Origin of the sequence: Pseudorhodoferax sp. Leaf267, from assembly GCF_001422405.1 — a bacterium.
Taxonomy (GTDB): Bacteria; Pseudomonadota; Gammaproteobacteria; order Burkholderiales; family Burkholderiaceae_C; genus Pseudorhodoferax.
Map to the genome: position 1 here is coordinate 193674 of NZ_LMMV01000025.1, position 26163 is coordinate 219836.

21 protein-coding genes and 1 pseudogene are annotated in these 26163 nt (G+C 69.9%); 7 read left to right on the forward strand and 15 right to left on the reverse strand.

Annotated features, from left to right (window positions below; all coding sequences use genetic code 11):
• Positions 1 to 12: 12 nt before the first annotated feature.
• The 6 genes from ASF43_RS26075 to ASF43_RS26100 are packed head-to-tail and all read right to left on the reverse strand — an operon-like array spanning position 13 to position 7973.
• Positions 13 to 1440, reverse strand: coding sequence for an amidase (locus ASF43_RS26075; RefSeq protein ID WP_056187946.1), 1428 nt, complete (start codon positions 1438 to 1440; stop codon positions 13 to 15).
• 10 nt (positions 1441 to 1450) lie between these two features.
• Positions 1451 to 2938 (reverse strand): M81 family metallopeptidase, encoded by a 1488-nt coding sequence (locus ASF43_RS26080; protein WP_056187949.1) that lies wholly within the window; start codon positions 2936 to 2938, stop codon positions 1451 to 1453.
• A gap of 37 nt (positions 2939 to 2975) precedes the next feature.
• On the reverse strand, positions 2976 to 4580 hold the full coding sequence (locus tag ASF43_RS26085; protein WP_056187952.1) for an ABC transporter ATP-binding protein: 1605 nt from the start codon (positions 4578 to 4580) through the stop codon (positions 2976 to 2978).
• The gene (locus ASF43_RS26090; RefSeq protein WP_056187955.1) at positions 4577 to 5443 is read right to left on the reverse strand and encodes an ABC transporter permease; all 867 of its coding nucleotides are present in this window, start codon (positions 5441 to 5443) and stop codon (positions 4577 to 4579) included. The genes ASF43_RS26085 and ASF43_RS26090 overlap by 4 nt, the downstream gene beginning before the upstream one ends.
• Positions 5443 to 6396, reverse strand: a complete 954-nt coding sequence (locus ASF43_RS26095) for an ABC transporter permease (RefSeq protein ID WP_056187958.1) — start codon at positions 6394 to 6396, stop codon at positions 5443 to 5445. The genes ASF43_RS26090 and ASF43_RS26095 overlap by 1 nt, the downstream gene beginning before the upstream one ends.
• A complete protein-coding gene (locus ASF43_RS26100) occupies positions 6396 to 7973 on the reverse strand; it encodes an ABC transporter substrate-binding protein (RefSeq protein WP_056187961.1) in 1578 nt (525 codons plus the stop codon). Before ASF43_RS26100 ends, ASF43_RS26095 begins: the two co-directional genes overlap by 1 nt.
• Positions 7974 to 8021: 48 nt before the next feature.
• Between ASF43_RS26100 and ASF43_RS26105 the strand changes: the two genes are divergently transcribed.
• On the forward strand, positions 8022 to 9455 hold the full coding sequence (locus ASF43_RS26105; protein ID WP_056187963.1) for an amidase: 1434 nt from the start codon (positions 8022 to 8024) through the stop codon (positions 9453 to 9455).
• Between the two features lie 9 nt (positions 9456 to 9464).
• Here the strand turns inward: ASF43_RS26105 and ASF43_RS26110 are convergent, their stop codons facing one another.
• The gene (locus tag ASF43_RS26110) at positions 9465 to 10151 is read right to left on the reverse strand and encodes a helix-turn-helix transcriptional regulator (RefSeq protein WP_056187965.1); all 687 of its coding nucleotides are present in this window, start codon (positions 10149 to 10151) and stop codon (positions 9465 to 9467) included.
• A 56-nt stretch (positions 10152 to 10207) separates the two neighbouring features.
• Here ASF43_RS26110 and ASF43_RS26115 point away from each other — a divergent pair, with 56 nt between their 5' ends.
• Positions 10208 to 11191, forward strand: a complete 984-nt coding sequence (locus tag ASF43_RS26115) for a response regulator (RefSeq protein WP_162241857.1) — start codon at positions 10208 to 10210, stop codon at positions 11189 to 11191.
• Between the two features lie 22 nt (positions 11192 to 11213).
• Here the strand turns inward: ASF43_RS26115 and ASF43_RS26120 are convergent, their stop codons facing one another.
• The 3 genes and pseudogenes from ASF43_RS26120 to ASF43_RS32360 all read right to left on the reverse strand — a co-directional run.
• The gene (locus ASF43_RS26120; protein ID WP_056187971.1) at positions 11214 to 11504 is read right to left on the reverse strand and encodes a DUF2277 domain-containing protein; all 291 of its coding nucleotides are present in this window, start codon (positions 11502 to 11504) and stop codon (positions 11214 to 11216) included.
• Between the two features lie 16 nt (positions 11505 to 11520).
• The gene (locus tag ASF43_RS31870) at positions 11521 to 11892 is read right to left on the reverse strand and encodes a rhodanese-like domain-containing protein (RefSeq protein WP_369803351.1); all 372 of its coding nucleotides are present in this window, start codon (positions 11890 to 11892) and stop codon (positions 11521 to 11523) included.
• An 18-nt stretch (positions 11893 to 11910) separates the two neighbouring features.
• Positions 11911 to 12633, reverse strand: a pseudogene (locus ASF43_RS32360) (MBL fold metallo-hydrolase); the annotation flags it as partial.
• Between the two features lie 140 nt (positions 12634 to 12773).
• Between ASF43_RS32360 and ASF43_RS26130 the strand changes: the two are divergent.
• The 5 genes from ASF43_RS26130 (at position 12774) to ASF43_RS26150 (ending at position 20639) form a co-directional block, all read left to right on the forward strand.
• Entirely contained in the window at positions 12774 to 13895 is a 1122-nt protein-coding gene (locus ASF43_RS26130) for a TRAP transporter substrate-binding protein (protein ID WP_056187977.1), read from the forward strand.
• Between the two features lie 86 nt (positions 13896 to 13981).
• Positions 13982 to 14602 carry a TRAP transporter small permease subunit gene (locus tag ASF43_RS26135; protein WP_056187979.1) on the forward strand — a complete coding sequence of 207 codons (621 nt, stop codon included), beginning with the start codon at positions 13982 to 13984 and terminating at the stop codon, positions 14600 to 14602.
• Entirely contained in the window at positions 14599 to 16563 is a 1965-nt protein-coding gene (locus ASF43_RS26140) for a TRAP transporter large permease subunit (protein ID WP_056187982.1), read from the forward strand. Before ASF43_RS26135 ends, ASF43_RS26140 begins: the two co-directional genes overlap by 4 nt.
• A gap of 50 nt (positions 16564 to 16613) precedes the next feature.
• The gene (locus tag ASF43_RS26145; RefSeq protein WP_056187985.1) at positions 16614 to 17597 is read left to right on the forward strand and encodes an MDR family oxidoreductase; all 984 of its coding nucleotides are present in this window, start codon (positions 16614 to 16616) and stop codon (positions 17595 to 17597) included.
• Positions 17598 to 17678: 81 nt separating this feature from the next.
• Positions 17679 to 20639: an AAA family ATPase gene (locus ASF43_RS26150; protein WP_056187988.1), complete on the forward strand. Its 2961-nt coding sequence runs from the start codon at positions 17679 to 17681 to the stop codon at positions 20637 to 20639.
• 28 nt (positions 20640 to 20667) lie between these two features.
• On the opposite strand, the gene ASF43_RS26155 is transcribed toward ASF43_RS26150, so the two are convergent.
• From ASF43_RS26155 to ASF43_RS26175, 5 genes are read right to left on the reverse strand one after another with little or no spacing between them, the layout of a single operon-like run.
• Complete coding sequence (locus ASF43_RS26155; RefSeq protein WP_056187991.1) at positions 20668 to 22743, reverse strand: hypothetical protein; 2076 nt, start codon at positions 22741 to 22743, stop codon at positions 20668 to 20670.
• Between the two features lie 34 nt (positions 22744 to 22777).
• Positions 22778 to 24058: a TRAP transporter large permease gene (locus ASF43_RS26160; protein WP_056187994.1), complete on the reverse strand. Its 1281-nt coding sequence runs from the start codon at positions 24056 to 24058 to the stop codon at positions 22778 to 22780.
• Positions 24055 to 24618: a TRAP transporter small permease gene (locus tag ASF43_RS26165; RefSeq protein WP_056187997.1), complete on the reverse strand. Its 564-nt coding sequence runs from the start codon at positions 24616 to 24618 to the stop codon at positions 24055 to 24057. The genes ASF43_RS26160 and ASF43_RS26165 overlap by 4 nt, the downstream gene beginning before the upstream one ends.
• Positions 24619 to 24623: 5 nt before the next feature.
• Positions 24624 to 25067, reverse strand: coding sequence for a type II 3-dehydroquinate dehydratase (locus ASF43_RS26170; protein ID WP_056188000.1), 444 nt, complete (start codon positions 25065 to 25067; stop codon positions 24624 to 24626).
• Positions 25068 to 25098: 31 nt separating this feature from the next.
• Positions 25099 to 26106 carry a TRAP transporter substrate-binding protein gene (locus ASF43_RS26175; protein WP_082498183.1) on the reverse strand — a complete coding sequence of 336 codons (1008 nt, stop codon included), beginning with the start codon at positions 26104 to 26106 and terminating at the stop codon, positions 25099 to 25101.
• Positions 26107 to 26163 lie beyond the last annotated feature (57 nt).

The window sequence follows — 26163 nt, forward strand, 5'->3', positions numbered from 1 at the left end:
ATGGGTGCGTGTCTACAGCAGCGGGTTCAGGTCGGGCCGCGCGATCGGCCGCATGCTCTCGTAGGCCCGCGCGGCACGCAGCACCAGCGCGTCGCCGAACATCGGGCCGACGATCTGCAGGCCGATCGGCAGGCCACCCTGCGTGAGGCCGCAAGGGATGGTGCAGGCCGGTTGCTGCGTGAGGTTGAACGGGTAGCTGAACGGCGACCAGCCCAGCATGGCCTGCGCGTCCATGGGCGTGTGGCCGGCCGGCTTGGCGTCGAAGGCCGGCACCGACACCGCGGGTGTCAGCAGCAAGTCGTAGCCGCCCATGAACTGGCGCATCAGCGAGCCGAGCGCGCCGCGTCGCAGGTGCAGCTGCTGCACGTCCAGCGCGGACAGGCGCGCACCGAGCTGCGCCTCGGCCGCGAAGTCCGGGTCGGTCAACGCCTGCTGCGCGGGCGTGAGCTGGTTCCAGACCTGCCAGGCGCCCAGGAACCACAGCCCGGTGGTGATGTCCAGCGGGTCATCGAACAGATGGTCCACCTGCTCCACACGCGCGCCGAGTTCCACGAAGGCCTCGGCGGCGCAGCGCGTCGCGGCGGCCACCTCGGGGTGCACGTCCTTGGCATAGCCCAGCGTGGGCGACCAGGCCACGCGCAGGCCGCGCACGCCGTCGGCGAGGCCCACCAGGTAGTCGCGTGCGTCGTAGGGCAGGGCGGTCCAGTCGCGCGCGTCGGGCTGCTTGATGCAGTTCATGACCGTGGCCGCGTCCATCACGCTCATGGTGTGCGGCCCCAGGTGCGCCACCGTGCCGAACGGCGACAGCGGGTAGGCGGGCACGCGGCCGAAGCTGGGCTTCAAGCCGAAGTTGCCGCAGAAGGCGGCGGGGATGCGCACCGAGCCCGCGCCGTCCGTGCCGATGGCAATCGGTCCCATGCCCGCCGCCACGGCCGCCGCCGCGCCACCCGAGGAGCCGCCTGGCGTCTTGGCCGGGTTCCAGGGGTTGCGCGTGATGCCGGTCAGCAGCGAATTGGTCTCGCCCTTGCAGCCGAACTCGGGCGTGCTGGTCTTGCCCAGGATCACGGCGCCGGCCGCGCGCAGGCGCGCCGTCACGGGTGCGTCCACGTCCCAGGCCTGGTTGGGGTCCACGGTGCGGCTGCCGCGCAGCGTGGGCAGGCCCTTGGTCAGGATGATGTCCTTGATCGACACCGGCACGCCGTCCAGCGGGCCGATGGGCGTGCCCTGCTGCCAGCGCTGGGTGCTGGCCTTGGCCGCCTGGGCGGCGCCCTCCGGGTCCATGCGGCAGAAGGCCTTGAGCTTGCTGTCCACGCGGTCCATGCGCGCGAAGACGGCGCTGGCCGCCTCCAGCGGCGAGGCCTGGCCGGTACGGTAGAGCTGCACGAGCTCGTGCGCGGTGCAGTCGGCAAGGGCGTGCTGGTCGGTGCGGTGGGTGGACATGGGGCCTCCTTCAGGGTCGGGGACGAACGCCGGGGTTCAGATGCTTCCAGGGCAGGTCGCCCGGGTCGGCCGCCATCGGCCCGGCCGCCTTGGCCACGAGGATGCGGCTGGCGATCGGCGTGAAGTCGGCGCGGAAATGGTTGGAGCTTTTCACGACGATGATCTTCATGGCCTCGGCGCGCACGCCCAGCATGGCCAGCAGCTCGCGGTCCAGCAGCTGCATCTTGCCGCTGACCACGGCCACCAGCACACCCTCGATCTCCAGCAGTGCGCTGGGCCCCAGCGTGAGCGCCACGCCGGTCATCATCGCGCCCTTGAGCGTGACGCGGCCATCGGCCAGCGCGCGCACCGTGTAGCGGCCTTGCACGGGCGGGTCGCTGGGCTGGCCCGTGAAGGTGGGCACGGCTGTGCCGAGCGCCAGTTCCAGCGTGGCGCCGATGCCGGCCGCATGCGCGCGCGCGGCGGCGGCCTCGTCGAACATCAGCCCCAGCGCCACGCGGCCCGGGTGGCGCTTGCCTGCGCCCTGCTGCAGCAGCGCGTGCAGCAGGCCGGTGGTGTTGCTGTCGCCGCCGGCGCCGGGGTTGTCCTGCGTGTCGGCCAGCACCACGGGGCGCTCGGCATGCGCGGCCAGCACCAGGGCCTGGGCCACGGCGTCGGCCGCGTCCAGGTAGTCGGGCTGCCACTGCGCGGGCTGCGACACCAGCGCGAACAACTCGGCCGTGGCGGCCGCCGCGGCGGCGCCGTGGCTCCAGACCATGGGCGCGCATTCGTCGAAGTCGGCGGCCGGGAAGCCCATGCAGAAGCTGCTGACGGTGCCGTGGCGCCGGTCGATGGCCACGAGCGCGTCGTACAGGCTCTTGGCCGGCTCCATCCAGGTGCTCTGCGCGTTGAGCGGGATCAGGAACGGCAGGCGCTGCGCGCGCATCGGCTCGCGCCGGCCGGCGTGCACGCGGCGCGCCAGCAGCTCGGCCGCCAGCTCGCCCGTGGCCGCGATGTCCACATGCGGATAGCTGCGGTAGGCCACCAGCGCATCGGCCTCGCGCAACATGCGCTGCGTGACATTGGCATGTAGGTCCAGGCTGGCGACGATGGGCAGGCCGGGGCCAACGATGGCGCGGATGCGCGCGATCAGCTCGCCCTCGCTGTCGGCCGCATGCTCGGCCACGGCCGCGCCGTGCAGGTCCAGGTAGACCGCGTCGAAGCCGCCGCGCCGCACGTCGGCCAGGATGCTGCCGGCGATGCGCTCGAAGGCGTCCTGCGTCACGAAAGAGGAAGGGATGGCGCCGGCCCAGCAGCTGGGCACCAGCCGCCAGCCGCGCGTGGCGGCCGCGTCGATGAAGCCGCCCAATGGGATGTTCACGCCGCGCAGCTGGTCCAGCATCGCCTGCCCGTGCACATAGGCCGGGAAGGTGTCGCCGCGGTTGAAGGCCGCCCAGTCCGCCAGGGTCGGGGCGAAGGTGTTGGTTTCGTGCTGGTAGCCGGCGACGAGGATGTTCATGGTGGGCGCATGGTAGCCACTGCCCGGTACTGGCCGCTTAGCGGATGCCGGCGGGCGCGGCCTGCAGCAGGGTGCGGGTGTAGTCGTGTTGCGGGTCGGCGTACAGCGCCGCCGTCGCACCTTGCTCGACGATGCGGCCCTGGTGCATCACGATCACGCGGTCGCACAGCTGCGCGGCCACGCGCAGGTCGTGCGTGATGAACAGCACGCCAAGGCCCAGCTCGTCGCGGATGTCACGCAGCAGCGCGAGGATCTGCGCCTGCACGCTCACGTCCAGCGCGCTCACGGCCTCGTCGGCCACCAGCACGTGGGGCTTGCAGGCCAGCGCCCGCGCGATCGCGATGCGCTGGCGCTGGCCACCCGAGAACTGGCTCGGGTAGCGGTTGAGGCCCTCGCGCGGCAGGCGCACCTTGTCCATCAGGTCTTCGGCCAGCGCCAGCGCGGCGGCGCGCGCCAGGCCCAGGTTCATCGCGCCTTCGACGATGGACTCGCCCACGGTGCGGCGCGGGTTCAGCGAGCGGTTCGGGTCCTGGAACACCACCTGCACGCGGTTGCGCAGCGGGCGCAGGCGCGATTCGGCAAGGTGCGCCACCTCGGCATCGCCCCAGCGGATGCTGCCCGCGCTGGGGTCGATCAGCCGGATCAGGCAGCGCGCCAGCGTGGACTTGCCCGAGCCCGACTCGCCGACGATGCCCAGCGTCTCGCCCGCGCGCACGGCCAGCGCGGCCTCGCGCAGCGCATGCGTCTCGCGGCGCTGGCCCATCCAGTTGCGGCTCTGGTAGGTCTTGTCCAGCGCCTGCGCGGCGAGCAGGGCGGGGCCGGTGGCCTCGGGCCGCGGTGCGGGCGGCGTCATGCTGGGCACGGCGTCGAGCAGCATGCGCGTGTAGTCGGCCTTCGGTGCGCGCAGCACGGCATCAACCGCGCCCATCTCCACGCAGCGGCCCTGGTGCATGACCAGCACCTCGTCGGCGATCTCGGCCACCACGCCCATGTCGTGCGTGATGAACAGCACGGCGCTGGCAAGGTCTTCGGCGGCCTGCAGCTCGGCGATGAGCTTCAGGATCTCCTTCTGCGTCGTCACGTCCAGCGCCGTCGTGGGCTCGTCGCAGATCAACAGCGCGGGCTTCAGGATCATGGCCATCGCAATCACGATGCGCTGGCGCTGGCCGCCCGAGAGCTGGTGCGGAAAGCTGCGCAGCATGCGCGGCGGCTCGGGCAGGCGCACGCGTTCGAAGATGCGCAGCACCTCCTGCTGGCGCTGCGCGGCCGGCCAGTTTGTGTGCGCGCGCAGCAGCTCGTCCACCTGGTCGCCGCAGCGCATCACGGGGTTCAGCGCCGTCATCGGCTCCTGGAACACCATGCCCATGGCCTTGCCGCGCAACTGGCGCAGGCGCAGGGCCGAGGCGCCCTGCAGCGACTCGCCCTGCAGCACGATGCGGCCGGCCACGGCTTTCAGCTCGCGCGGCAGCAGGCCCATCACGGCGGTGGCCATGACCGACTTGCCCGAGCCCGACTCGCCCACCACGCACAGCGTGCGGCCGGGTGCGATGGACAGGCTCACGTCCTGCACCGCGAACGCGCGGTCGCCGCCGCCGGGCAAGGCCACGCGCAGGTTCTCGATCTGCAGCACGGGTGCGGTCATATGCGCTTCGCAAACTTCGGGTCGAGCACGTCGCGCAGCCCATCACCCAGGAGGTTGATGGCCAGCACCGTCGGCACCAGGAACAGCGCAGGGAACAGCACGTTGCCCGGGTACTGCGTGAACTGCACGCGGCCCTCGGCCATGATGTTGCCCCAGGTCGGGATGTCGGCCGGCAACCCAAGGCCCAGGAAGGACAGGATGGCCTCGGTCAGCACGGCCGAGGCGGCGATGAAGGTGCCCTGCACGATCAGCGGCGCCAGCGCGTTGGGCAGGATGTGGCGCGCCAGCACCAGCGGCGTGGGCGTGGCGAGTGCGCGGGCGGCCTCGACGAAGGGCTCCTCGCGCAAGGTCAGCACCAGCGCGCGCACCAGCCGCGTGACGCGCGGCACTTCGGGGATGGCGATGGCCACGACCACCGTCCACAGCTGCGCGCCCAGCGCGGCCACGAGCGCGATGGCCAGCAAGATGGCCGGGATCGCCATGAGCCCGTCCATCACGCGCATGAGCAGCATGTCGACCGCGCGGAAGTAGCCGGCCAGCATGCCCAGCACGGCGCCCAGGCCAATCGCCAGCGCGGCCGTGAAGGCGGCCACCAGCAGCGAGGTGCGCGTGCCATACAGCACGCGGCTGTAGATGTCGCGGCCGAAGTTGTCAGCGCCCATCCAGAAGGTGTGGGCCACGCTGCTGCCGTCCAGCAGCGCGAACTCGCCGCGCGTGCCGCGCACGGTGTTGATGTGGGCAGAGTCCATGGCCGAGGGGTCGACCGTGCCCAGCAGCGGCGCTGCCAGGGCCAGTGCCAGCAGGGCCAGCAGGACCAGGATGCCGAAGCGGAACGCGCTGTTGCGCCAGAGCTTTTTCAACATCAATAGCGGATCCGCGGGTCGAGTGCGAGGTACGACAGGTCCACCATCAGGTTGACCAGCACATACAGCACGCTGAAGAACAGCACCACGCCCTGGATCACCGGGAAGTCGCGGTTCAGCACCGCGTCCACCGTCAGCGAGCCCAGGCCCGGAATCGCGAACACGGTCTCGGTCACGACCACGCCGCCGATCAATAGCGCCACGCCGATGCCGATCACGGTGGTGATCGGCACGGCCGCATTGGCCAGTGCATGGCGCACCAGCACGGCGCTCTCTCGGAGGCCCTTGGCGCGCGCGGTGCGGATGTAGTCCTCGGTCAGCGCCTCGGACACGCTGGCCCGCGTGATGCGCGCGATCAGCGCCACGTAGATGGTGGACAGCGTGACCCAGGGCAGCACGAGCTGCAGGGCCCAGGCGCCCACGCCCTGCGACGAGGGGCCGAACAGCCGGCGGTAGCCCTGCACCGGCAGCCATTGCAGCTCGATGGCGAACACGTAGATCAGCACGTAGCCGACCACGAACACCGGGATGGAAAAGCCCGCGACCGAGAAGCCCGAAAGGATGCGGTCCAGCCAGCCGCCCATGCGCCAGGCGGCCAGCGCGCCCAGCGGCACGGCGATGAGCACCGACAGCAGCAGCGTGCCGGCTGCCAGCGACAGCGTGGGCTCGATGCGCTGGCCGATGAGTTCGGTGACGGGCTTGTTGAGGTAGAACGAATAGCCCAGGTCGCCCTGCAGCACGCCCGAGACCCAGATCCAGAACTGCGCCAGCAGCGGCTTGGCCAGGCCCAGCTGTTCGCGGATGCGGTCGATGTCGTCGTTAGTCGCGTTGTTGCCCGCGATCACGGCCGCCGGGTCGCCCGGCGTGAGCCGCAGGATCAGGAACACGATGACGGCGACGACCAGCAGGACCGGCACGATGGCGGCCAGCCGCTGGGCCAGGAAGCGCAGCATCAGTTCTTCTTGATGTTCCAGTAGACCTGCGCGCCGCCGGGCACGATGCCGCTCACGTTGCTGCGCACGGCCGCCGGGTTGTTGTACTGGCCCAGCGGCACATGCGTGGCGGTCTCGAACGCGCGCAGCTGCAGCTGCTCCGCCAGCTTCTTCTTGTCGGCGTCGGTGCCGGCCTGCGAGAACTTGACCTTGAGCTCCTCGATCTGCGCGTCGTCCTGCCAGCCGAACCAGCCCTTGTCGCCGGCCGCGTTCATCATGGCCATGGTCAGCGGGTTCAGGATGTCGCCCGCCGTCCAGGCCGTGAGGAAGGCGTTCCAGCCGCCGGCCGAGGGCGCGTCCTTCTTGGCGCGGCGTGCCACCAGCGTGGCCCAGTCCATCTGCTGCATGTCGACCTTGAAGCCACCGGCCTCCAACTGCTGCTTGGCCACCAGCGGCAGCTTGCTGATCGAGGCCAGGTCGGTCGGGCGCATCAGCAGCACGGGCGTGCCGTTGTAGCCGGCTTCCTTGAGCATCTCCTGCGACTTCTTGGGGTTGGCCGCGCCCGTGAACAGCGGCCCCGTCGCGTCGCTCGCGAACGGCGTGCCGCACGGGAACATGCTTTTGCAGAAGCGGTACATGCCGGGCGCGCCGACCTGGGTCTTGAGGAAGGCCTCCTGCCCCAGCGCCACCATCGCGGCCTGGCGGATCTTCACGTTGTCGAACGGCGGGTGCAGGTGGTTGAAGCGCAGGATGTACTGCAGGCCGTCGGGCTGCGCGTCCACGAGCTTGATGTCCTTGGCCGCCTTCAGCGAGGCGTACTGCTCGAAGGTGGGCTGCTCGATGATGTCGACCTCGCCGGCCAGCAGCGCATTGAACTGCGTCTGCGGGTCGCGGATCACCACCCATTCCACGCGGTCGATGAACACCGGCTTGCCGCCGGCCGTGCCATCGGGCGCCTCGGCGCGCGGCTTGTACTTCTCGTTCTTCACGTAGACCAGCCGCTCACCGGGCTTGTACTCGGCCGGCACGAACTTGAACGGGCCCGAGCCGATGTGCTCCTTGATCTGCTCGGCGCCCGGCGTGGCGGCGATGCGCGCCGGCATGATGAAGGGCACGTTGGACGAGGGCTTGCCCAGCGCCTCCAGCATCACGCCGAACGGGGCCTTGAGCTTGATCGTGAAGGTCTTGGCGTCGGGCGTGGCGTAGCTGTCCACGCTGCGCGCCAGCACGCCGCCGAAGCTGTCGCGGCTGGCCCAGCGCTTGAGCGAGGCGACCACGTCTTCGCTGGTGACGGGCTTGCCGTCGTGGAATTCCAGGCCGTCGCGCAGCGTGAAGGTCCAGGTCAGGCTGTCCTTGGACAGGGACCACTTGTCGACCATCTGCGGCTTGACCTTGCCGGCCGCGTCGGTGCCGAACAAGGTGTCGTAGATCATGTAGCCGTGGTTGCGCGTGACGAAGGCCGTGGTCCAGATCGGGTCCAGGATGGTCACGTTGGCGTGGGGTACCACACGCAGCGTGCTGGCCTGGGCCTGGGCGGCCAGCGGCGCGAGCAGCGCGGCGGCCAGGGATGCGATCGCGAACAGGGAACGACGTTTCATCGGGCAACTCCTGCTGGGGTTTGAAAGCGGCTGCAATATAAAGCCTGGATGGACATCACCGAATCTTTCGATGCGACAGGGCTGTCGCAGGCCATCCACGCCAAGCAGATTTCATGCCGCGAAGTCATGCAGGCCACGCTGACCCGCATCGACGCGCTGAACCCGAAGTTCAACGCCATCGTGAGCCTGCGCGACGCAAACGCGCTGCTGGCCGAAGCCGATGCACACGACGCGCTGCTCGCGCGTGGCCAGTCCCGGGGCTGGCTGCACGGCATCCCGCAGGCCATCAAGGACCTGTCGGCCACGGCCGGCATCGCCACCACCTTGGGGTCGCCGCTACTGCAGAACTTCGTGCCCAAGGAAGACGGGCTCATGGTGCAGCGCATCCGCGGCGCCGGCGCCATCGTGATCGGCAAGACCAACACGCCCGAGTTCGGGCTGGGCTCGCACACCTTCAACGAGGTGTTCGGCACCACGCGCAACGCGTACGACCCCACGCGCTCGGCCGGCGGCAGCAGCGGCGGCGCGGCGGTGGCGCTGGCGCTGCGCCTGGTGGCCGTGGCCGACGGCAGCGACTTCATGGGCAGCCTGCGCAACCCGGCGGGCTGGAACCACATCTTCGGCCTGCGCCCCAGCCAGGGCCGCGTGCCCATGTGGCCGGCCCAGGACGTGTGGACCGCGCAGCTCGGCACCGAAGGCCCGATGGCGCGCACCGTGCGCGACCTGGCCCGCATGCTGGACACGCAGGCCGGCTACGACCCGCGCGTGCCGCTGTCGCTGGACGATGGCGCGCGCTTCGCCGAGGGACTGGGCGGGCTGGATGCGCGCACCGTGCGCATCGGCTGGCTCGGCGACCTGGGTGGCTACCTGCCGATGGAGAGCGGCATCCTGGATGTGTGCCAGCAAGCGCTGAAGACCTTGCAGTCCCTGGGCTGCGCCGTCGAGCCCACCGCGCTCGGCACGCCGCCCGAACCCGTGTGGGACGCCTGGCTCGTCTGGCGCCGCGCGCTGGTGGCCGCGCGCATCGCGCCCTTCGTTGTGCAGCCGGCGAACCGCGCGAAGATCAAGCCCGAGGCGCTGTGGGAACACGACCAGGCCGCCAGCCTCACCGGCGCCCAGTTCGCCGCCGCCAGCGCGCGGCGCAGCGCGTTCTACCAGCACCTGCTGACCCTGTTCGCGCACCACGACTTCCTGGCCCTGCCCGTGGCCCAGGTCTGGCCGTTTGACGCCAGCCTGCGCTGGCCCGCCGAGATCGCCGGCCGCACGATGGACACTTACCACCGCTGGATGGAGGTCGTGATCTACGCCACCTTTGCCGGCCTGCCGGCCATCAGCGTGCCGGCCGGCTTCGATACGCGCGGCCTGCCCATGGGCCTGCAGCTGATCGGCCGGCCGCGCGACGACGCCGGCCTGCTGCGCCTGGCTGCGCTGTACGAAGCTGCCGTGCAGCCCCTGCTGCAGCGCCGGCCCGGGACGGCCTGAACAGAAGCGCTAGATCACGCCCAGCCAGCAGGCCCGCTGGATGGCGGTGATCTTGTTGTCCGCCTTGAGCTTGGCCATGGCATTGGCCAGGTGGAAGTTCACCGTGCGCTCGGTGCAGGCCATGCGTTCGGCGCTGGCGCGGGCCGTGAGCCCGTCGAAGGCCAGCACCAGGCACTGCAGTTCGCGCGGCGTCAGCGGGCTGTAGGCGGCGACCAGTGCGCTCTTCAACGCGGGCCAGATGCCCAGCGTCGACCAGCCCAGGGCCGCGGCCTGGTCGCCGTGCTCCAGAGCCGCCTGCGTGAACACGAAGCACTCGAAGCTGCGCCCGGCCGGCAGGCCGAAGCCCACGCGCACCACGCTCTGTGCGCCGCGCGCCAGCCAGGGGGCGCGCCACAGCGCGTCGTGCGCGTCGTGCACCCCCGGCGGCGGCGTGCCCAGCCGCTGCCAGGCGACGGCAGGCGCGCCCGAGCGCTTCCAGTTCTCGCCGAAATCGCGGCTGCCGGCCAGCGCATAGGCCGCGGGTTGGGCATCGAGCGGGTGCGCGGCCAGCACCAGCCGGTCCTGCGCGCCGCCGAACAGGTCGGGGCCCAGCACGACGAGGCCGCGCACACCGGCGTGCGCGAGTGAGCGAAACCAGTCGCCCATGAGGTCGATCAGCGAGGCGCTGTAAGTTCTAGCAGGTAAACGTGGCGACATGGGGAAACCCTGCCATGACAATACCACTGGCCTTCGTTGATGATCACCCGCACGCCATGAGTCTCTCGCTGTTTCACTGCCCTGGCAGCATCGCATTCCTCGACGACGACGCCGACTACCTGCAGATGTTGTCGCTGATGTTGCCCGACGCCTGGCACGTGCGGCTGTTCGTGCGCGCTGGCGATTGCCTGGCCCAGCTGCAGCCTGAGTCGGCGCAGTGGGAGGCCGACGCCTGGACGCAGCAGCAGATCATCGACCGCTGGCGCCAGGGCGCCACGCCGCTGGTGCCACAGGTGCTGCAGTACTGGGCCGGGCATGCGCACAGCCGCTACGCGATGACGCATGCCTGCGTCGCCGACTATTCCATGCCCGACATGAACGGCCTGCAGGTGCTGGCCGAGCTCAGCGACTGGCCGGGCCTGCGCGTGCTGCTGACCGGCCAGGCCGACGAGCAGATCGCGGTGCAGGCTTTCAACCGGGCCTTGATCGACCAGTTCCTGCCCAAGCAGGCGGCCGACGTGGCCGAGCGCCTGCTGAGCGTGCTGCGCAGCATGCCGTCCAACGCCAGCGCGCGCGGTTCGCAGATCTGGCGCGCCACGCTGAACCCGGTCCAGCATGCGCAGTTGCGCGCGCCTGCCGTGGCCCATGCCTTGCAGGCGCAGATCGCGGCGCACGGGCTGGTCGAACACGTGGTGCTGGGCGACCCGTTCGGCGTGCTCGGGCGCACGGCCGACGGTGCCGTGGGCTGGCTGCAACTGGAGCCCGTCGACGGCCTGGAGGAGCTCGAAGCCCTGGCCGAGACCGTGGGCACCGACGCGGCCACATTGCAGGAGATCCGCAGCGGCCGCCAGCTGATCGACCTGGAACTGCGCCAGGCCCTGGGCCGTGACGACCTGCCGCAGCTGCGCCCGGCGTTCGCGATCGGAGACGATGCGCTGCTGGGCGCCTACTTCCCGATCGACGCCGCGCTGGTGCCGGACGTGGCGACCAGCTACGCGGCCTGGCTCGCGCAGCAGCCGGCGCGCGCCGTGCGCCGCTGAGCGCCGGCAGCCGGGGCGCCGTTCAGCCGCCTGGCTTGCTGCTCGCCGTGCCGAAGCGGATCTGCGAGCGCGCACGCGCCTTGGCCGCCTCCTCGTCGCGGCTCTTGGGCTCGGCCGTGGTGACCAGCGCCGCCATCAGGTCGGCTGCCGATGCCGTGATGGCCTCGACCGCCTGATCGAACGCCGCCTCGTTGGCCTTGGACGGTACGCTGAAGCCGCTGAGCTTGCGCACGAACTGCAAGGCCGCGGCGCGGATCTCCAGCTCGGTGGCGGGCGGCTCGAAGTTGAACAGCGTCTTGATGCTGCGGCACATGGCGTCAGCCCCCCGCTCAGTTTTGGCGCCAGGGCAGGCCACGGTAGCGCCAGCCGCCCTTGCGGTTGCGGTGCGCCTCGCCGTCCGGGTCGCCCTCGAAGCCTTCCAGGATGTTGTAGGCCTCGATGCCCAGTTCCGTCGCGCGCCTGGCCGCGGCCACCGAGCGCACGCCGCTGCGGCACAGCAGCAGCACCTTGCCGCCTTCGGGCACGGCCGCGCGCAACGCACTGTCGAAGTCTTCATTCATGGCCATGCCCGGCCATTGCTTCCAGGCCACGGCCAGCGCGCCGGGCACGAAGCCCACCCACTCGCGTTCGGCATCGGTGCGCACGTCGACCAGCACGGCCTCGCCGGCCTGCCACCAGCGGTGCGCTAGCTCGGCCGTCACGTCGCCGGCATAGCCCTGCGCAGGCCGCGGCTGCGCGTCGCCGGTCGGCGCCGGCGTCTGCCCGAGGCCCGATTGCAGGTTGGCCGGCACGGCCTCGTCGATGCGCTTGGGGTGCGGCAGGTCCAGCGCCTGCATGGTGGCCACGAATTCGGCCAGGCTCTTGCCGGCGATGCGCGGGTTGCTGCGTTTTTCCTCGCCGATGGTGGAGCGCTGGCGGCCCTGGTAGTCGTGGCCGGGCCAGACGACGGTGTCGTCCGGCAGTGCGAAGAGCACCTGCGTGATGCTGTGGTACAGCGCCTCGGCGCTGCCGGACTGGAAGTCGGTGCGGCCGCAGCCGCCGATGAGCAGCGTGTCGCCCGTGAACACCTGGCCGCGCCACAGGTAGCACATGCTGCCGGCCGTGTGCCCCGGCGTGTGCAGCACCTGCAGCGTCTCGTGGCCGAAGGCCAGCGTGTCGCCATGCGCGAGCTGCACGGCCGCCGTCGCGATGCCGCAGCCGGCCGGCGCGGCGGTCCTGGCGCCCGCGTGCTCGGCGAGCAGGCCGGCGCTCGTGATGTGGTCGGCATGGGCGTGGGTCTCGATGGTCCAGGCCAGTTGCAGGCCACGCGCCTTCAGCACGGCGAGGTCGCGCGCGAGCTGCTGGTCCACGGGGTCGATCAGCACGGCGCTGCGCGTGGCCTCGTCGACGAGCATGTAGGTGTAGGTGCTGGAAGCGGGGTCGAAAAGCTGGATGGGTTGCATGGTGCAGGGGCTCGCTGGAACGGGTCGCATCTCAGTGTAGTTTCGTAGTGGTTATCCCTGTCGGGGACATTCCGGTTGGCCCAAGTTGTCATATGACCCAACATGCGCCGACCTTTGTTACAACCGCTGGAGACCACCTGATGAGCGAGACCAAGCCCACCGCCACTTCCCGCCGCCGCAGCCTGCTCAAGGGCGCCGCGGTCGCCGCCGGCGCCATGTCGGTCCCCATGGTCAGCCACGCGCAGACCACCACGCTGCGTTTCCAGAGCACCTGGCCGGCCAAGGACATCTTCCACGAGTACGCGCAGGACCTAGCCAAGAAGATCAACGACATGGCCGGCAGCCGCTTGAAGATCGAGGTCTTGCCGGCCGGCTCGGTGGTGCCCGCGTTTCAGCTCCTCGACGCGGTGGCCAAAGGCACGCTGGACGGCGGCCACGGCGTGGTGGCCTACTGGTACGGCAAGAACTCGGCGCTGGCGCTGTGGGGCTCCGGCCCGGGCTACGGCATGGACGCCAACATGATCCTGGCTTGGCACAACTACGGTGGCGGCAAGGCGCTCATCGAGGAGATCTACAAGAGCCTGAACCTGGACGTCACCTCGTACCTGTACGGCCCCATGCCCACGCAGCCGCTGGGCTGGTTCAAGAAGCCCGTGTCCAAGGTCGACGACATGAAGGGCTTGAAGTTCCGCACCGTGGGCCTGGCGGTCGACGTGTTCACCGACATGGGCGCCGCCGTGAACCCGCTGCCCGGCGGCGAGATCGTGCCCGCGCTGGATCGCGGCCTGATCGACGCGGCCGAGTTCAACAATGCGTCGAGTGACCGCGTGCTGGGCTTTCCCGACGTGGCCAAGAACTGCATGCTGCAAAGCTTCCACCAGTGCGGTGAGCAGTTCGAGGTGCTGTTCAACAAGACCAAGCTCAACGCGCTGCCGCCCGAGCTCAAAGCCATCATCGACTACGGCGTACAGGCCGCCAGCGCCGACATGAGCTGGAAGGCCATCGAGCGCAACTCCAAGGACTACGAAGAGCTCAAGAAGCAGGGCATCAAGTTCTACAAGACGCCCGACGCGATCCTGCGGGCGCAGCTCGCCTCCTGGGACAAGACGGTTGCCGCCAAGTCCAAGGAGAACCCGATGTTCAAGAAGGTCATGGACTCGCAGCGCGCCTTCGCGCAGCGCGCCGGCCAGTGGCAGAACGACTACACCGTCGATTTCAAGATGGCCTACAACCACTACTTCGCGGCGAAGAAGGGCGGCTGATGCGGGCCTGAAGCCTGCTCGCTGGCAAGGGCGCCCGGTGCGGCGCCCTTGTCGTTCCGATTCCTGCCCAAGCCTTCAAGCCGCCCATGCAAAAGCTCCTGCTCGCGATCGATGCCATCTCGACCTTCATCGGAAAGACCGCGGCCTGGGCCGTCGTCGGCCTCACGCTGCTGATCAGCTGGGAGGTGTTCTCACGCTACGCCTTGAACACGCCCCATGCCTGGGTGCTGGACGCGCAGATCATGCTGTACGGCACGCTGTTCATGCTGGCTGGCGCCTACACGCTGGCCAAGGGCGGCCATGTGCGCGGCGACGTGCTGTACGGCTTCTTCAGCCCGCGCGCGCAGGCCTGCGTGGACCTCACGCTGTACATCATCTTCTTTCTGCCCGGCGTGGTCGCCATGACCTGGGCCGGCTGGACCTATGCGCAGGAATCCATGGCGATCCGCGAGCAGACCTTCTCGGCGACACCGCTGCCGCTGTACCCGTTCAAGTTCGTGATCCCGGCGGCTGGTGCGGCGCTGCTGCTGCAGGGCCTGGCCGAGATCGCGCGCTGCGTGATCTGCCTGCAGACCGGCGCCTGGCCGCGGCGCGGTGATGACGTGCAGGAAGTGGACGTCGAGAAACTCAAGGAGATGGTGCACGTGAAGGACAGCGACATCGAAGCCCTGGACCGCCAGATCGCCGCCAAGGAAGGTGCACGATGAAGATGCGCAAGGAACTGTGGTTCGGCTTCTCCATCATGGCCGCCGTGCTGGTGGCCATCGTCTGGATGTTGCTGGGCGTGGACAAGATCACGCACGGGCACCAGGGCCTGCTGATGCTGTCGCTGGTCGTCATCGCCATCATGCTGGGCTTTCCCACGGCGTTCACGCTGATGGGCATGGGCATGATCTTCACCTGGCTGGCCTACGACGGCGACATCACGCGCACGCTGGACCTGATGGTGCAGGCCGCCTACAAGAGCATGGCCAACGACGTGCTCATCGCGATCCCGCTGTTCGTGTTCATGGGCTACCTGGTCGAGCGCGCCAACCTGATCGAGAAGCTGTTCAAGAGCATGCACCTGGCCATGGCGCGCATCCCGGGCTCGCTGGCCGTGGCGACGCTGGTCACCTGCGCCATCTTCGCGACGGCGACCGGCATCGTCGGTGCGGTGGTCACGCTGATGGGCCTGCTGGCGCTGCCGGCCATGCTGCGCGCCGGCTACAACACGTCCATGGCCGCGGGGGCCATCACGGCAGGCGGCTGTCTGGGCATCCTGATCCCGCCCTCGGTGCTGCTGATCCTGTACGGTGCCACGGCCGGTGTGTCGGTGGTGCAGCTGTACGCGGGCGCTTTCTTCCCGGGGCTCATGCTGGCCGGGCTTTATGTGCTCTACGTGATCCTGATGGCCAAGATCAAGCCGCACTGGGCGCCGCCGCTGTCGGCCGAAGAGCGGCGCGTGGACCTGCCGCCGCGCACGCGCGCGCTGCCGGCGGAGACCGGGCACTACGCGCCCATGCGCCTGGTGAACGCGCTCAAGGGCCAGCGCAATGCCGACGTGCCGCTGGGCCATGTGCTGCGCCAGCTCGGCATCGTGCTGCTTCCGGGCCTGCTGTTTCTGCTGCTGGCCACCAGCAGCTGGCGCGCTGCGACCACGGTGGAAGTCCAGGCGCAATACGACATCCAGGAGATCGGTGCCACGGGCAGCAACCGCGCGCCGTCCGAGGGTGGTTTGCAGGAGCCGCCCTCTGGTGGCCTGCAAGAGCCGCCGTCGGAATCGGGTGGGCTGCAGGAGCCCCCGTCCGAAGGCGTGCAGGAGCCTGCGGGCGCGCAGCCCGCCGCTACCGAGCCTGATCCTGCCGTGGCCGAGCCTGCTGCCGCTGCATCGGCCGCCGCCGTGGCCGAGGGCGACGCGCCGGCGCGACAGCCCGCGCCCACCTGGTGGTGGGTGGTGTTCGGTGTGCTGGGCGTTCTCGTCGCGCTGTTCTATGTGTTCCTGAGCTTTGCCCGTCTTGAAATCTTCAAGATGCTGCTGGCCTCGTTCTTCCCGCTGCTGGTGCTGATCCTGTCGGTGCTGGGCTCCATCGTGTTCGGCCTGACCACACCGACAGAAGCTGCGGCCATGGGCGCGCTGGGCGGCTTCCTGCTGGCGGCGGCCTACAAGCGGCTGAACATGGGCGTGCTCAAGGAGTCTGTGTACCTGACGGCCAAGACAACGGCCATGGTGTGCTGGCTCTTCGTGGGCTCGGCCATCTTCTCGGCGGCGTTCGCGCTGCTGGGCGGGCAGGAGCTGATCGAGCGCTGGGTGCTGTCCATGAACCTGTCCAAGATCGAGTTCATGGTGCTGTCGCAGGTGGTGATCTTCCTGTTGGGCTGGCCGCTGGAGTGGACCGAGATCATCGTGATCTTCATGCCCATCTTCATCCCGCTGCTGGACCACTTCGGCGTGGACCCGCTGTTCTTCGGCCTGCTGGTGGCGCTGAACCTGCAGACCGCATTCCTCTCGCCGCCGGTGGCGATGTCTGCCTTCTACCTGAAGGGGGTGGCGCCGCCGCACGTGACGCTGAACCAGATCTTCCTGGGCATGATCCCGTTCATGGGCATCCAGATTCTGGCCATCGTCCTGCTCTACACCTGGCCGGCCATCGGCCTGTGGCTGCCGCAGCTGCTGTACGCGCGGTGACATCAGGGCGAGCGGCTTGCTGCAAGAATGCCCCGCAGGAGGGCATTCCCATGTTCAAGGCTTTGGTGATCGAGAAGGACGCAGCCGGCTACCGTGCCGGCGTGCAGACGGTGGACGACAGCGCATTGCCTGCCGGCGATGTTCTGGTGCGCGTGGAGTGGTCCACCGTCAACTACAAGGACGGCCTGGCCATCACCGGCAAGTCGCCCGTGTTGCGCAGCTTCCCGCTGCATGCGGGCATCGACTTCGCAGGCGTGGTCGAGGCCAGCGAAGACCCCCGCTTCAAGCCCGGCGACCGCGTGGTGCTGAACGGCTGGGGCGTGGGCGAATCGCATTCGGGCGGCCTGGCGCAGAAGGCGCGCGTGAAGGCCGACTGGCTGGTGCCGCTGCCCGATGGGCTGACCACGCGCCAGGCCATGGCCATCGGCACGGCTGGCTACACGGCCATGCTCAGCGTGCTGGCGCTGGAGCGCCACGGCCTGCTGCCCGGCGCGGGCGACATCCTCGTGACCGGTGCCAACGGCGGCGTGGGCAGCGTGGCGATCACCCTGCTGGCCGGCATGGGCCACCGCGTCGTGGCGTCCACGGGCCGTATCGAAGAGGCCGAGCACCTGAAGGCGCTGGGCGCTGCCGAGGTGATCGACCGCGCCGAGCTGTCGGCCCCCGGCAAGCCCCTGGGCAAGGAGCGCTGGGCCGGCGTCGTCGATTCGGTGGGCAGCCACACGCTGGCCAATGCCTGCGCCGGCACGCGCTACGGCGGCGCGGTCACGGCCTGCGGGCTGGCCCAGGGCCTGGACTTTCCGGGCTCGGTCGCGCCCTTCATTCTGCGCGGCATCACGCTCTATGGCATCGACAGCGTGATGGCCAAGCCCTCGGTGCGCATGCCGGCCTGGGAGCGGCTCGCGCGCGACCTGGACCTGGCGAAGCTGGAGGCGCTCACGCGCGAGATCACGCTGGAGCAGGCGGTGCAGGCTGGCACCGACATCCTGGCAGGGCGTGTGCGCGGGCGGCTGGTGGTCGATGTGAACCGCTGAGGCTGCGGCGCGGCGGCCGGCTTGCCTGCATGCGGGCATCGGTGGTGCAATGCAGCATCAGCGCACACCCGCAGCCCACCCGTGCACACCGAGTCCAGCCCTCCTGAGGTCGCCACGCCCGCGCCGGCCTGGCAGCGCAAGACGCTGACCGTGCTGTTCACCGACATCTGCGGCTCCACCCAGCTGAGCCGGCAGATGGAGATGGAGGACTACGGCGAGCTGTTCGCGCGCATCGAGGCCGTGTGGCAGGAGGCCGCGCAGCGCTACCACGGCTTGGTCTCGCGCATGCAGGGCGACGGCGCCATGGTGCTGTTCGGCCACCCGCGCGCGGGCGAGCGCGACGTGGTCAACGCGGTCGATGCCGCGCTGTACATCCACGCCGAGCTGGCCCGGGCCGGCCTGCCACGGCTGCAGGCGCGCTCGGGCGTGCACACCGGCGTGGCGCTGGTGCGCAGCGGCAACGCGGCCCAGGGCCTGCTCAACATCATGGGCGAGGCGCCCAACATCGCCGGCACGCTGGAGAAGCTGGCGCGGCCTGGCGACATCCTCGTGACCACCGGCTCGCTCAAGCCGCACGACAGCCTGTTCGTGCTGGAGAGCCGGCACCTGCCCATGGTCAAGGACGACCTGGCCGAGCATGGCGCCGGGCCGACGGCCGTGGCGCACGTGGTCTCGCGCGCCGACAGCACGCACCGCTTCGAGGGCACGGCCATGCGCGGGCTCACGCCGCTCATCACCTGCCCCGCGCTGCCCGCGCTGCAGGACTTCATGAACGCCACCTCGATGGACGGCGAGCGCGTGGCCGTGGTCACGGCCTCGGCCGGCATGGGCAAGACGCGGCTGCTGCACGAGGTCATGGAAAGCGCGGCGGCGGCCGGCTGGCGCGTGCTGTCCGGCCTGTGCGTGGGCTACCGCCAGGCTGAGCCGCTGCAGCCGTTCGTGGAGATGCTGCACGGCGCGCTGCTGGCCAGCGACACGGCCGGCCGCGCCGCCGCCGAGGCCGCCCTGGCCCGGCCCAGCCCCGAATCGCTGCGCGATGCACTGGCCGCCATGACCGCCGCGCGGCGCCTGTTGCTGATCGTGGACGACTGGCAGTGGGCCGACGACGCCAGCCGCCGGCTGCTGCAAGCCCTGCTCGACATCCCCCAAGGCCCGCGCCTGCTGCTGGCCGCGCGGCCCGCGGCCGATGGCGGCAGCTGCATGCCCGCAGGCCTGCAGCTGCGCATCGAGCCCTGGGAGCTGGCGCAAACCGCGCGCGCCGTCGAACACCTGCTGGGCTCGTCCGACCCGCTGCTGGTCTCCAAGCTGCACCAATACGCGGGCGGCGTGCCGCTGCTGGTCGAGGAGCTGTGCAACTCCACCTCGGCGCTGCGGCTGTGGCAGCAGCTGGAGGGCCGCGGCACCTCGCCCGACGCGGGCCTGAAGCTGCTCGTCGCCTCGCGCATGGACCAGCTCGCGCCCGAGCTGGGCCTGGTGGTGCAGGCCGCTGCCGTTGTCGGCAACGAGTTGCCGGAGTGGCTGCTGCAGGAGGTGCTGGGCGCGGCGCTCGACGAAGACCAGCGCCAGGCGCTGGCCGATGCCGACTTCCTGTACCCGTCTGCCCACGCGGGTGCGCTGCGCTTCAAGCACGGGCTCACGCGCGACGCGGTCTACGAGCATGTGAGCCTGTCGCTGCGCCAGGCCCTGCACCGACGCGCGCGCCGCGCGCTGCAGGCGCACCAGACCGAGCGCACCGCGCCCGGCGTGCTGGCCTACCACTGCGCGGGCGCCGGCGACTTCGCCGACGCCGCGCGCTTCGCCGAGCTGGCCGGCCACGAGGCGCTGGCCGCGTTCTCGATGGACCTGGCGCGCAACCACTACCGCCAGGCCATGCATGCGCTGGAGCAGCTGCAGCCGATGGGCTCGCAGCAGCGGTTGCAGTGGTGCGACCTGGCCTGCCGCTTCGCCATGGCCTCGATCTTCGACCCGCTGGCCCTGGGCAACGACGCCAGCCTGCTGGAGCGCGCCGTGGCCATGGCCACGCAGGAGGGCGACCTCGCGCGCCAGGCCGAGTGCACGCACTGGCTGGCCTACCTGCTGTACGGCTTCGGCCGCTTCGACGAGGCCGCCGGCCGCGCGCGGCTGGCGCTGCGCCTGGCCGAGCAGGCCGGCCACGCGCCTCTGGCCTCGCAGGTCGAGGCCTCGCTGGGCGAGATCCTGGTCGGCGCCTGTGCATACGACGAGGCCATCGCGCGCATCGACGCGGCGCTTGAGGCCAAGCGGCGCCGCGCCGCCGGCGGCCGCGGCCGTGGCCTGCCCATCGGCTCGTGCTATGCGCTGGCCTGCAAGGGCAGCGCGCTGGCCGACCGGGGCGCCTTCGCCGACGCGCAAGGCTGCTTCGACGAGGCGCTGGCCTTGCTGGGCGACTCCATGCACCCCATGGGCAGCTCGGTGCGCGACTGGATCACCGTGGCCTGCATCTGGCAGGGCCGCTGGGAGGAGGCGCGCCACATCGCCGCCGACAGCGTGCGCCTGGCCGAGAACACCGGCGCGCTGTACCTGGTGGCCATCAGCCGCGCCACGCAGGGCTTCGTGGACTGGTGCGCCAGTGGCGACGCCGAGGGCCTCAAGCGCATGGGCGACGCCGTGCGCTGGATCGCCGGCCGCAAGGGCCGCATGTTCACCTCGCTGATCTTCGGCTGGCTGGCCGAGGCGCTGATGGCCGAGGGCCAGTGGGAGCAGGCACGCCCGCTGGTGGCCCATGTGCTGGGCCGCGCGCGCCAGGGCGAGCGCATGGGCGAGGCCATCGTCTGCCGTGCCATGGCCATCCTGTCGGCGCACGATGCGAACCCCAAGGGCGTGGAGCGCTGGATGGCGCGCGCCGTGCATTCTTCCAGCGTGCGCGGCTCGGCGCGCGAGGCCGCGCTGAACCGCATGGCGCATGGCCGCGCGCTGCAGATGCTGGGTGGCGACGGCGGCGCGCTTCTCGACGCGGGCCGCCAGGCGCTCGACGCCATGCAGGTCACCCTGCCGGTGCGCTCGCTGCTGAACGCCGGGCGCTGAGCGCGCGCGCAGGCCCGGCGCCGGACGTTCAGGCCTGCGGCACCGTCACCGCCGCGCCCGTTCCCACCCCGTCGGGCCAGTACAGCAGCGTGCCGGCGGCCGTGCCCCTTTGCCACTTGCTGAACCACTCCTCCCAGATCTTGTTCAGGTCGGCCGGGATCATGTTGTGGCCGCGGCCGAAGTTCTGGCCCCACACGAACAAGGGCACCCCGGCACGGCTCCAGCGGAAGGTCCTGTAGCGGTTCACCGTGGCGCTGGGGTTGACCAGCAGCGTGATGGGGGTGTTCTGCGGCACGAGGCTGGCGCCGATGCCATCGGTCAAGGCATAGGTGGGCGCTGCCATCTCCTCGGCCAGCGTTCGCCCGATCAGGCGGTTCAGCCAGTAGTTCTGCACGTTGGCGCTCAACGCGAACTGGCCGCCCTGCGAGCCGCGGAAGTCCCCCGCGGCGAGCGGCCCGACCTTCATCGGCCAGTAGTCGTATTCGCCGTAGATGGCGTAGACGGGCACGAGCTTGTTCGACGCGGTCGCGGTGGCCGCGGGGAAGGTGCCCGAGGTGATGCCGAACGCAGCGAAGGTGGCCACCAGCGTCTCGTCGCGCGCGAAGCCGGTGGTCGCGCCGCCGCCGGCGGAATGGCCGTAGACGTACAGGCGGCTCGCATCCATGCCCACGCCCAGGCCCTCGATGTCGGGCTTCACCCGTTGCACCAGGTCGGTCAGGTAGGGCGTGGTGGTGGTGTCGTAGGTCACGGCCACGAAGCCGTAGCGCTCGGCCGCCTGCTTGATGTCGGTGGCTTCGAAGAACACGAACGCCGTCTGCCCCGCACCATGCGTGGCGAACACGACGGGCGCGGGCCTGGTCGCGCTGTAGGCCCGCTTGACGCTCTCGGGCACATAGACGATGTAGGTCTGCTGGTTCGGGCTGCCGCTCCAGGCATGGTCCTTGACGACCATGTTGCGGCTGGCGATTGCCTGCTTGTAGTCCAGGCGCCGGGTGATGAAGTGCCCGTAGACGGAGTTGTTGTCGTAGCCGCTGTACTGCGTGAGGAAGCGGTAGATGTTGCGGGCCACCTGCGGGCTGGCCACGTCGGCGCCGGCCGCGCCCACCGCCACCTGCGAGCGCACGTCCGTGCCGGCCGTGGCGATGGCGTTGGACAGCTCCTTGTTCTGCCGGAAGACCTGGCCGAAGTCGCTGTCCGCCAGCGGCAGCACGTCGGCATCGTTCACGCCGGCCCAGTACGACAGCAGCGCGGGCGCGGTCGTGCCGACGAACCAGGTCGGGATGGGCACGTCGCGGTGGTACTGCGCCGCGAACGTGCGCTGCTGCGTGACCGGGTTGCCGGCGATGTCCACGGCGCCGGCGAAGTCCATGTGCACCGGTTGCAGCGTCTGGCCGACCTGGGTGTTGCCGGCCGCGGACAGCAGCGCGCTGTAGGCCGCGTCGGCCTTGGCCTCGACATAGGCCTGGCTGATCATGGACAGCGGCGTCCTGGCGGCATGCAGCTGCAGCGGTGCCGCACCCGCACCGTAGCCCACGGCGTAGTGGTACAGGAAGGCCGAGTAGTGCGTGCCGCTGCTGGCCAGCGTGGCCATCGCGGCGGCGACATAGGCCGATTCCGCTGCCACGTCGCCCCAGGCGCCCGCGCTGCCCGGCTTGAGGATCAGCAGGCAGACGGTGTTCTCGTCCGCGATGCCGAACCAGCCGGCCTTGGCCAGGAACTCGTTGGCGCGCACGCCGTCGGGCACGGCGATGGTGATCCAGTATTCGCGCTGGCGCGCGCCCGCGGGGATGTAGACCTCGATGTCGCGGCTGGCATCGCCCACGGCCACGGACCAGTTGAAGTAGCCGTTCTTGCGCTGGTAGCTGCCGATGGTGGCTGGCTGCAGGGGCGCGTCGGCGATGGGCGTCGCGGTTGGCGCGGGCGGCTGCACCGGCGGCTCCACCGGTGGCTCGTCGTCGCTGCCGCCGCAGGCCGCGAGCGAGAGCGACGACAGCAGCACGGCCTGCAGGCCGAAGACCCGGGTGAAGGCCCTGCGGGACATGTCCTGTGCCATCACCCCGGTGGCTGCCACCTGCGTCGTTTCCTGGTGTTCACGCTTTCCCATGCTTGTCTCCTGTGTTGTAGATCGAATCTGCAAACTAGCCGGCGAGCCAGCGCGCCGGCACTGTCACCAGCGCCGGGAACGCCACCATCACGAACATGATGGCGAACTCGGCCACCATGAACGGCAGCACGCCGCGCGTGACCTCGTCCATGCGCATGCGCGCCACGCCGGCCACCACGTTCAGCACCGTGCCCACCGGCGGCGTCACCAGGCCAATGGAGTTGTTGATGATGAACATCACGCCGAAGTACACCGGGTCGATGCCGGCCGCCTGCACCACCGGCATCAGCACCGGCGTCAGGATCAGGATGGTCGGCGTCATGTCCATGGCCGTTCCCACCAGCATCACCAGCACCATGATCGCGAACATCAGCAGGATGGGGCTGTCCAGGAAGGGCTTGAGCAGCTCGATCACCGCGGCTGGCAGGTTCGCCACCGTGATGAGCCAGGCGCTCACCATGGCCGCGGCGATGAGGAACATCACCACCGCGCTGGTCTTGGCCGATGCCACGAACACGCCGTACAGCTGCGCGGGCTTGAGCTCGCCGTAGATGACGGTGGCCACGAACAGCGCGTAGACCGCCGCCACCACACCGGCTTCCGTCGGCGTGAACACGCCCATGCGCAGCCCCACCAGGATGATGACCGGCAGCAGCAGCGCCCAAGTGGCCTCGCGCGCGGTGCGCAGCACCTCGGCCATGGGCTTGCGCGGCGGCGGCACGATGGCCTCGCGCCGCACCAGCCAGGCCCAGGTGATCCACAGCGCGCCGCCGATCAGCAGGCCCGGCACGATGGCGGCCAGGAACAGCTTGGAGATCGACACGTTGGCCGCCACGCCGAAAATCACGAGCCCGATCGAGGGCGGGATCACCGGCCCGATCACGCCGATGGAGGCGATCAGCCCGCTGGCGCGCGTCTTGTCGTGGCCGGCCTGCACCATCATGGGCAGCAGCAGCGCGGTGAGCGCGGCGGCATCGGCCACGGCCGAGCCCGACAGGGCCGACAGCAGGCAGCCGGCCATGATGGCCACATAGCCCAGCCCGCCCTTCACATGGCCGACCAGCGCCAGCGCCAGGTTCACGATGCGGCGCGACAGCCCCCCCACGTTCATGACCTCGCCGGCCAGCATGAAGAAGGGCACGGCCAGCAGCGGGAAGCTGTCGGCACCGCCCACCAGGTTCTGCGCCAGGATCTGCGAATCGAACAGGTCCAGGTGCCACATCAGCGCCACGCCCGAGCCCAGCAGCGCGAACGCGATCGGGATGCCCATGGCCATGGTGCCCAGCAGGGCACCGACGAAGACGATCAAGGTCATCGCACGAGCTCCCTGCCGGCGCTGGCATCGGCCAGCACCTGGCGCATCTGCGTGGCTTCTTCGGATTCCTGCACCATGACGAGCTCGTCGTCGCGCAGGCGGCCGCTCAGCGCGCGGAGCAGGTCGCGCAGCAAGAGGCCACCGGCCAGCACCGAGAACACCAGGCCGGCGCCGGCCACCCAGGCCATGGACCAGCCGGTGGTCGGCGCGGTCACGTCCCAGTTGATCTTGGTCTGCTCCAGGCTGCCCTGGAACAGCAGGGCCACGATGAACAGCATGAGCGCATGGCCGGCGACCAGGCACAGGCGCTTGCCCCAGGCCGGCAGCCGGTTGACCACCATGTCCACGCCCAGGTGGCCGTGTTCGCGCAGCGCCACCACGGCGCCCAGGAAGGTGGCCCAGATGAACAGCCAGCGCGACACCTCTTCGGACACCGTGATGCCCGTGTTGAACCCGTAGCGCAGCACCACGTTGCCGAACACCAGCAGCACCATCAGCGCCAGCGCGAGCGCGATCATCCCCTCGAGCCCTTTGCAGAGCCCGTCGATCATGCGGTTCACGGGGTTCAGCCCTTGGCGGCCTGCGCCAGCGCGACCACGCCGCGCAGGCCCAGCAGGTAGGACTGCGGGCCCAGGCCCTGGATCGTGCCCTTGACGGCCGGCGAGATGATGGAGTGCGCACGCCAGGCTTCGCGCGCGGCGATGTTGGACATGTGCACTTCCAGCACCGGGAACGGCATGGCCTTGATGGCGTCGTGCAGCGGCACGCCGTGCTGTGTGAGCCCGGCCGGGTTCACGAGCGCACCGGCGGCGGTGTCGATGTGGGCGTGCAGGAAGTCGATCAGCGCGCCCTCGTGGTTGGACTGCAGCGTCTCCACTTGCACCTGCAGCTCGCTCGCGAGTGCGGCGATCTGCTCGTTGATCTGCGCCAGCGTGGTCGTGCCGTAGATGTGCGGTTCACGGCGGCCGAACAGGTTCAGGTTGGGGCCGTGCAGGACAAGAATCTTCATGGTGTTGTTCGCCTGTTCGTGGGGCTGCCGATCACTTGCGCACCTTGGCAAGTTCGTCGTTGTACAGCTTCACGATCCCGGCGTCATAGCTGGCGGCGAATTTGTCGGTCACGGGCTTGACGATGGCGCGCATGCGGGCCTGTTCGGCGGGCGCGACCTCGTTGTATTGCATGCCCTTGGCCTGCAGATCGCCCACGGCCTTTTGCGCGGCCGCGCGACTCACCGAGCGCTGGTAGCCACGCGCTTCGTTGGCGGCCTCGTGCATGATCTTTTGCTCGGTGGGCGACAGCTTGTCCCAAAAGCGCTTGCTGACCAGCACGATGTTGGCCGCGTAGACATGGTTGGTGGCGCTCACGAACTTGTTCACCTCGAAGAACTTGTTCGACAGGATCACCGCGAACGGGTTTTCCTGGCCGTCCACGGCCTTGGCTTCCAGCGCGCCGTACAGCTCGGCGAAAGGCATGGGCACGGGGTTGGCCTTGAAGGCCTTGAACGATTCCAGGAACACCGGGTTCGGGATCACGCGCAGCTTCAGGCCGTCCAGGTCTTCGGGCTTGGTGATGGCGCGCTTGCTGTTGGTCACGTTGCGAAAGCCCAGGTCCCAGTAGCCCAGCGCGACCAGGCCCTTCTCGGGCAGCTTGGCGATCAGCGCCTGGCCCAGCGGGCCGTCGAGCAGCGCGTCGGCCTGGTCGAAGGTGGAGACGGCGAACGGGAAGTCGATCAGGCCGAATTCCTTGACGATGCCGGCCAGCGAGGTCGTGGCCGGGGCCGACATTTCCTGCACGCCGCCCTGCAGCGCCGACTGCTGCTGCATCTCGTTGCCGAGCTGGTTGGCCGGGAACTCGTTGACCTTGAGCTTGCCGCCGCTCTTGGCGGCCAGCAGCTCGGCGAAGCGCTTCACGCCGAAGCTCACGGCATGGTCGGCGTTGTTCAGGTGGCCGAACTTGATGGTGCGTTCCTGGATGTCCTGGGCCAGGACGGCGGTGCCGGACAGGGCGAGCACGGCGCAGGCGAGCACGGAGCGGAGGGCGAATTTCACGGTGGTGTCCTTGGGAGGTGGTGAGAAAGTAGGGCTGATCCTACGGTTTCAGGAAAA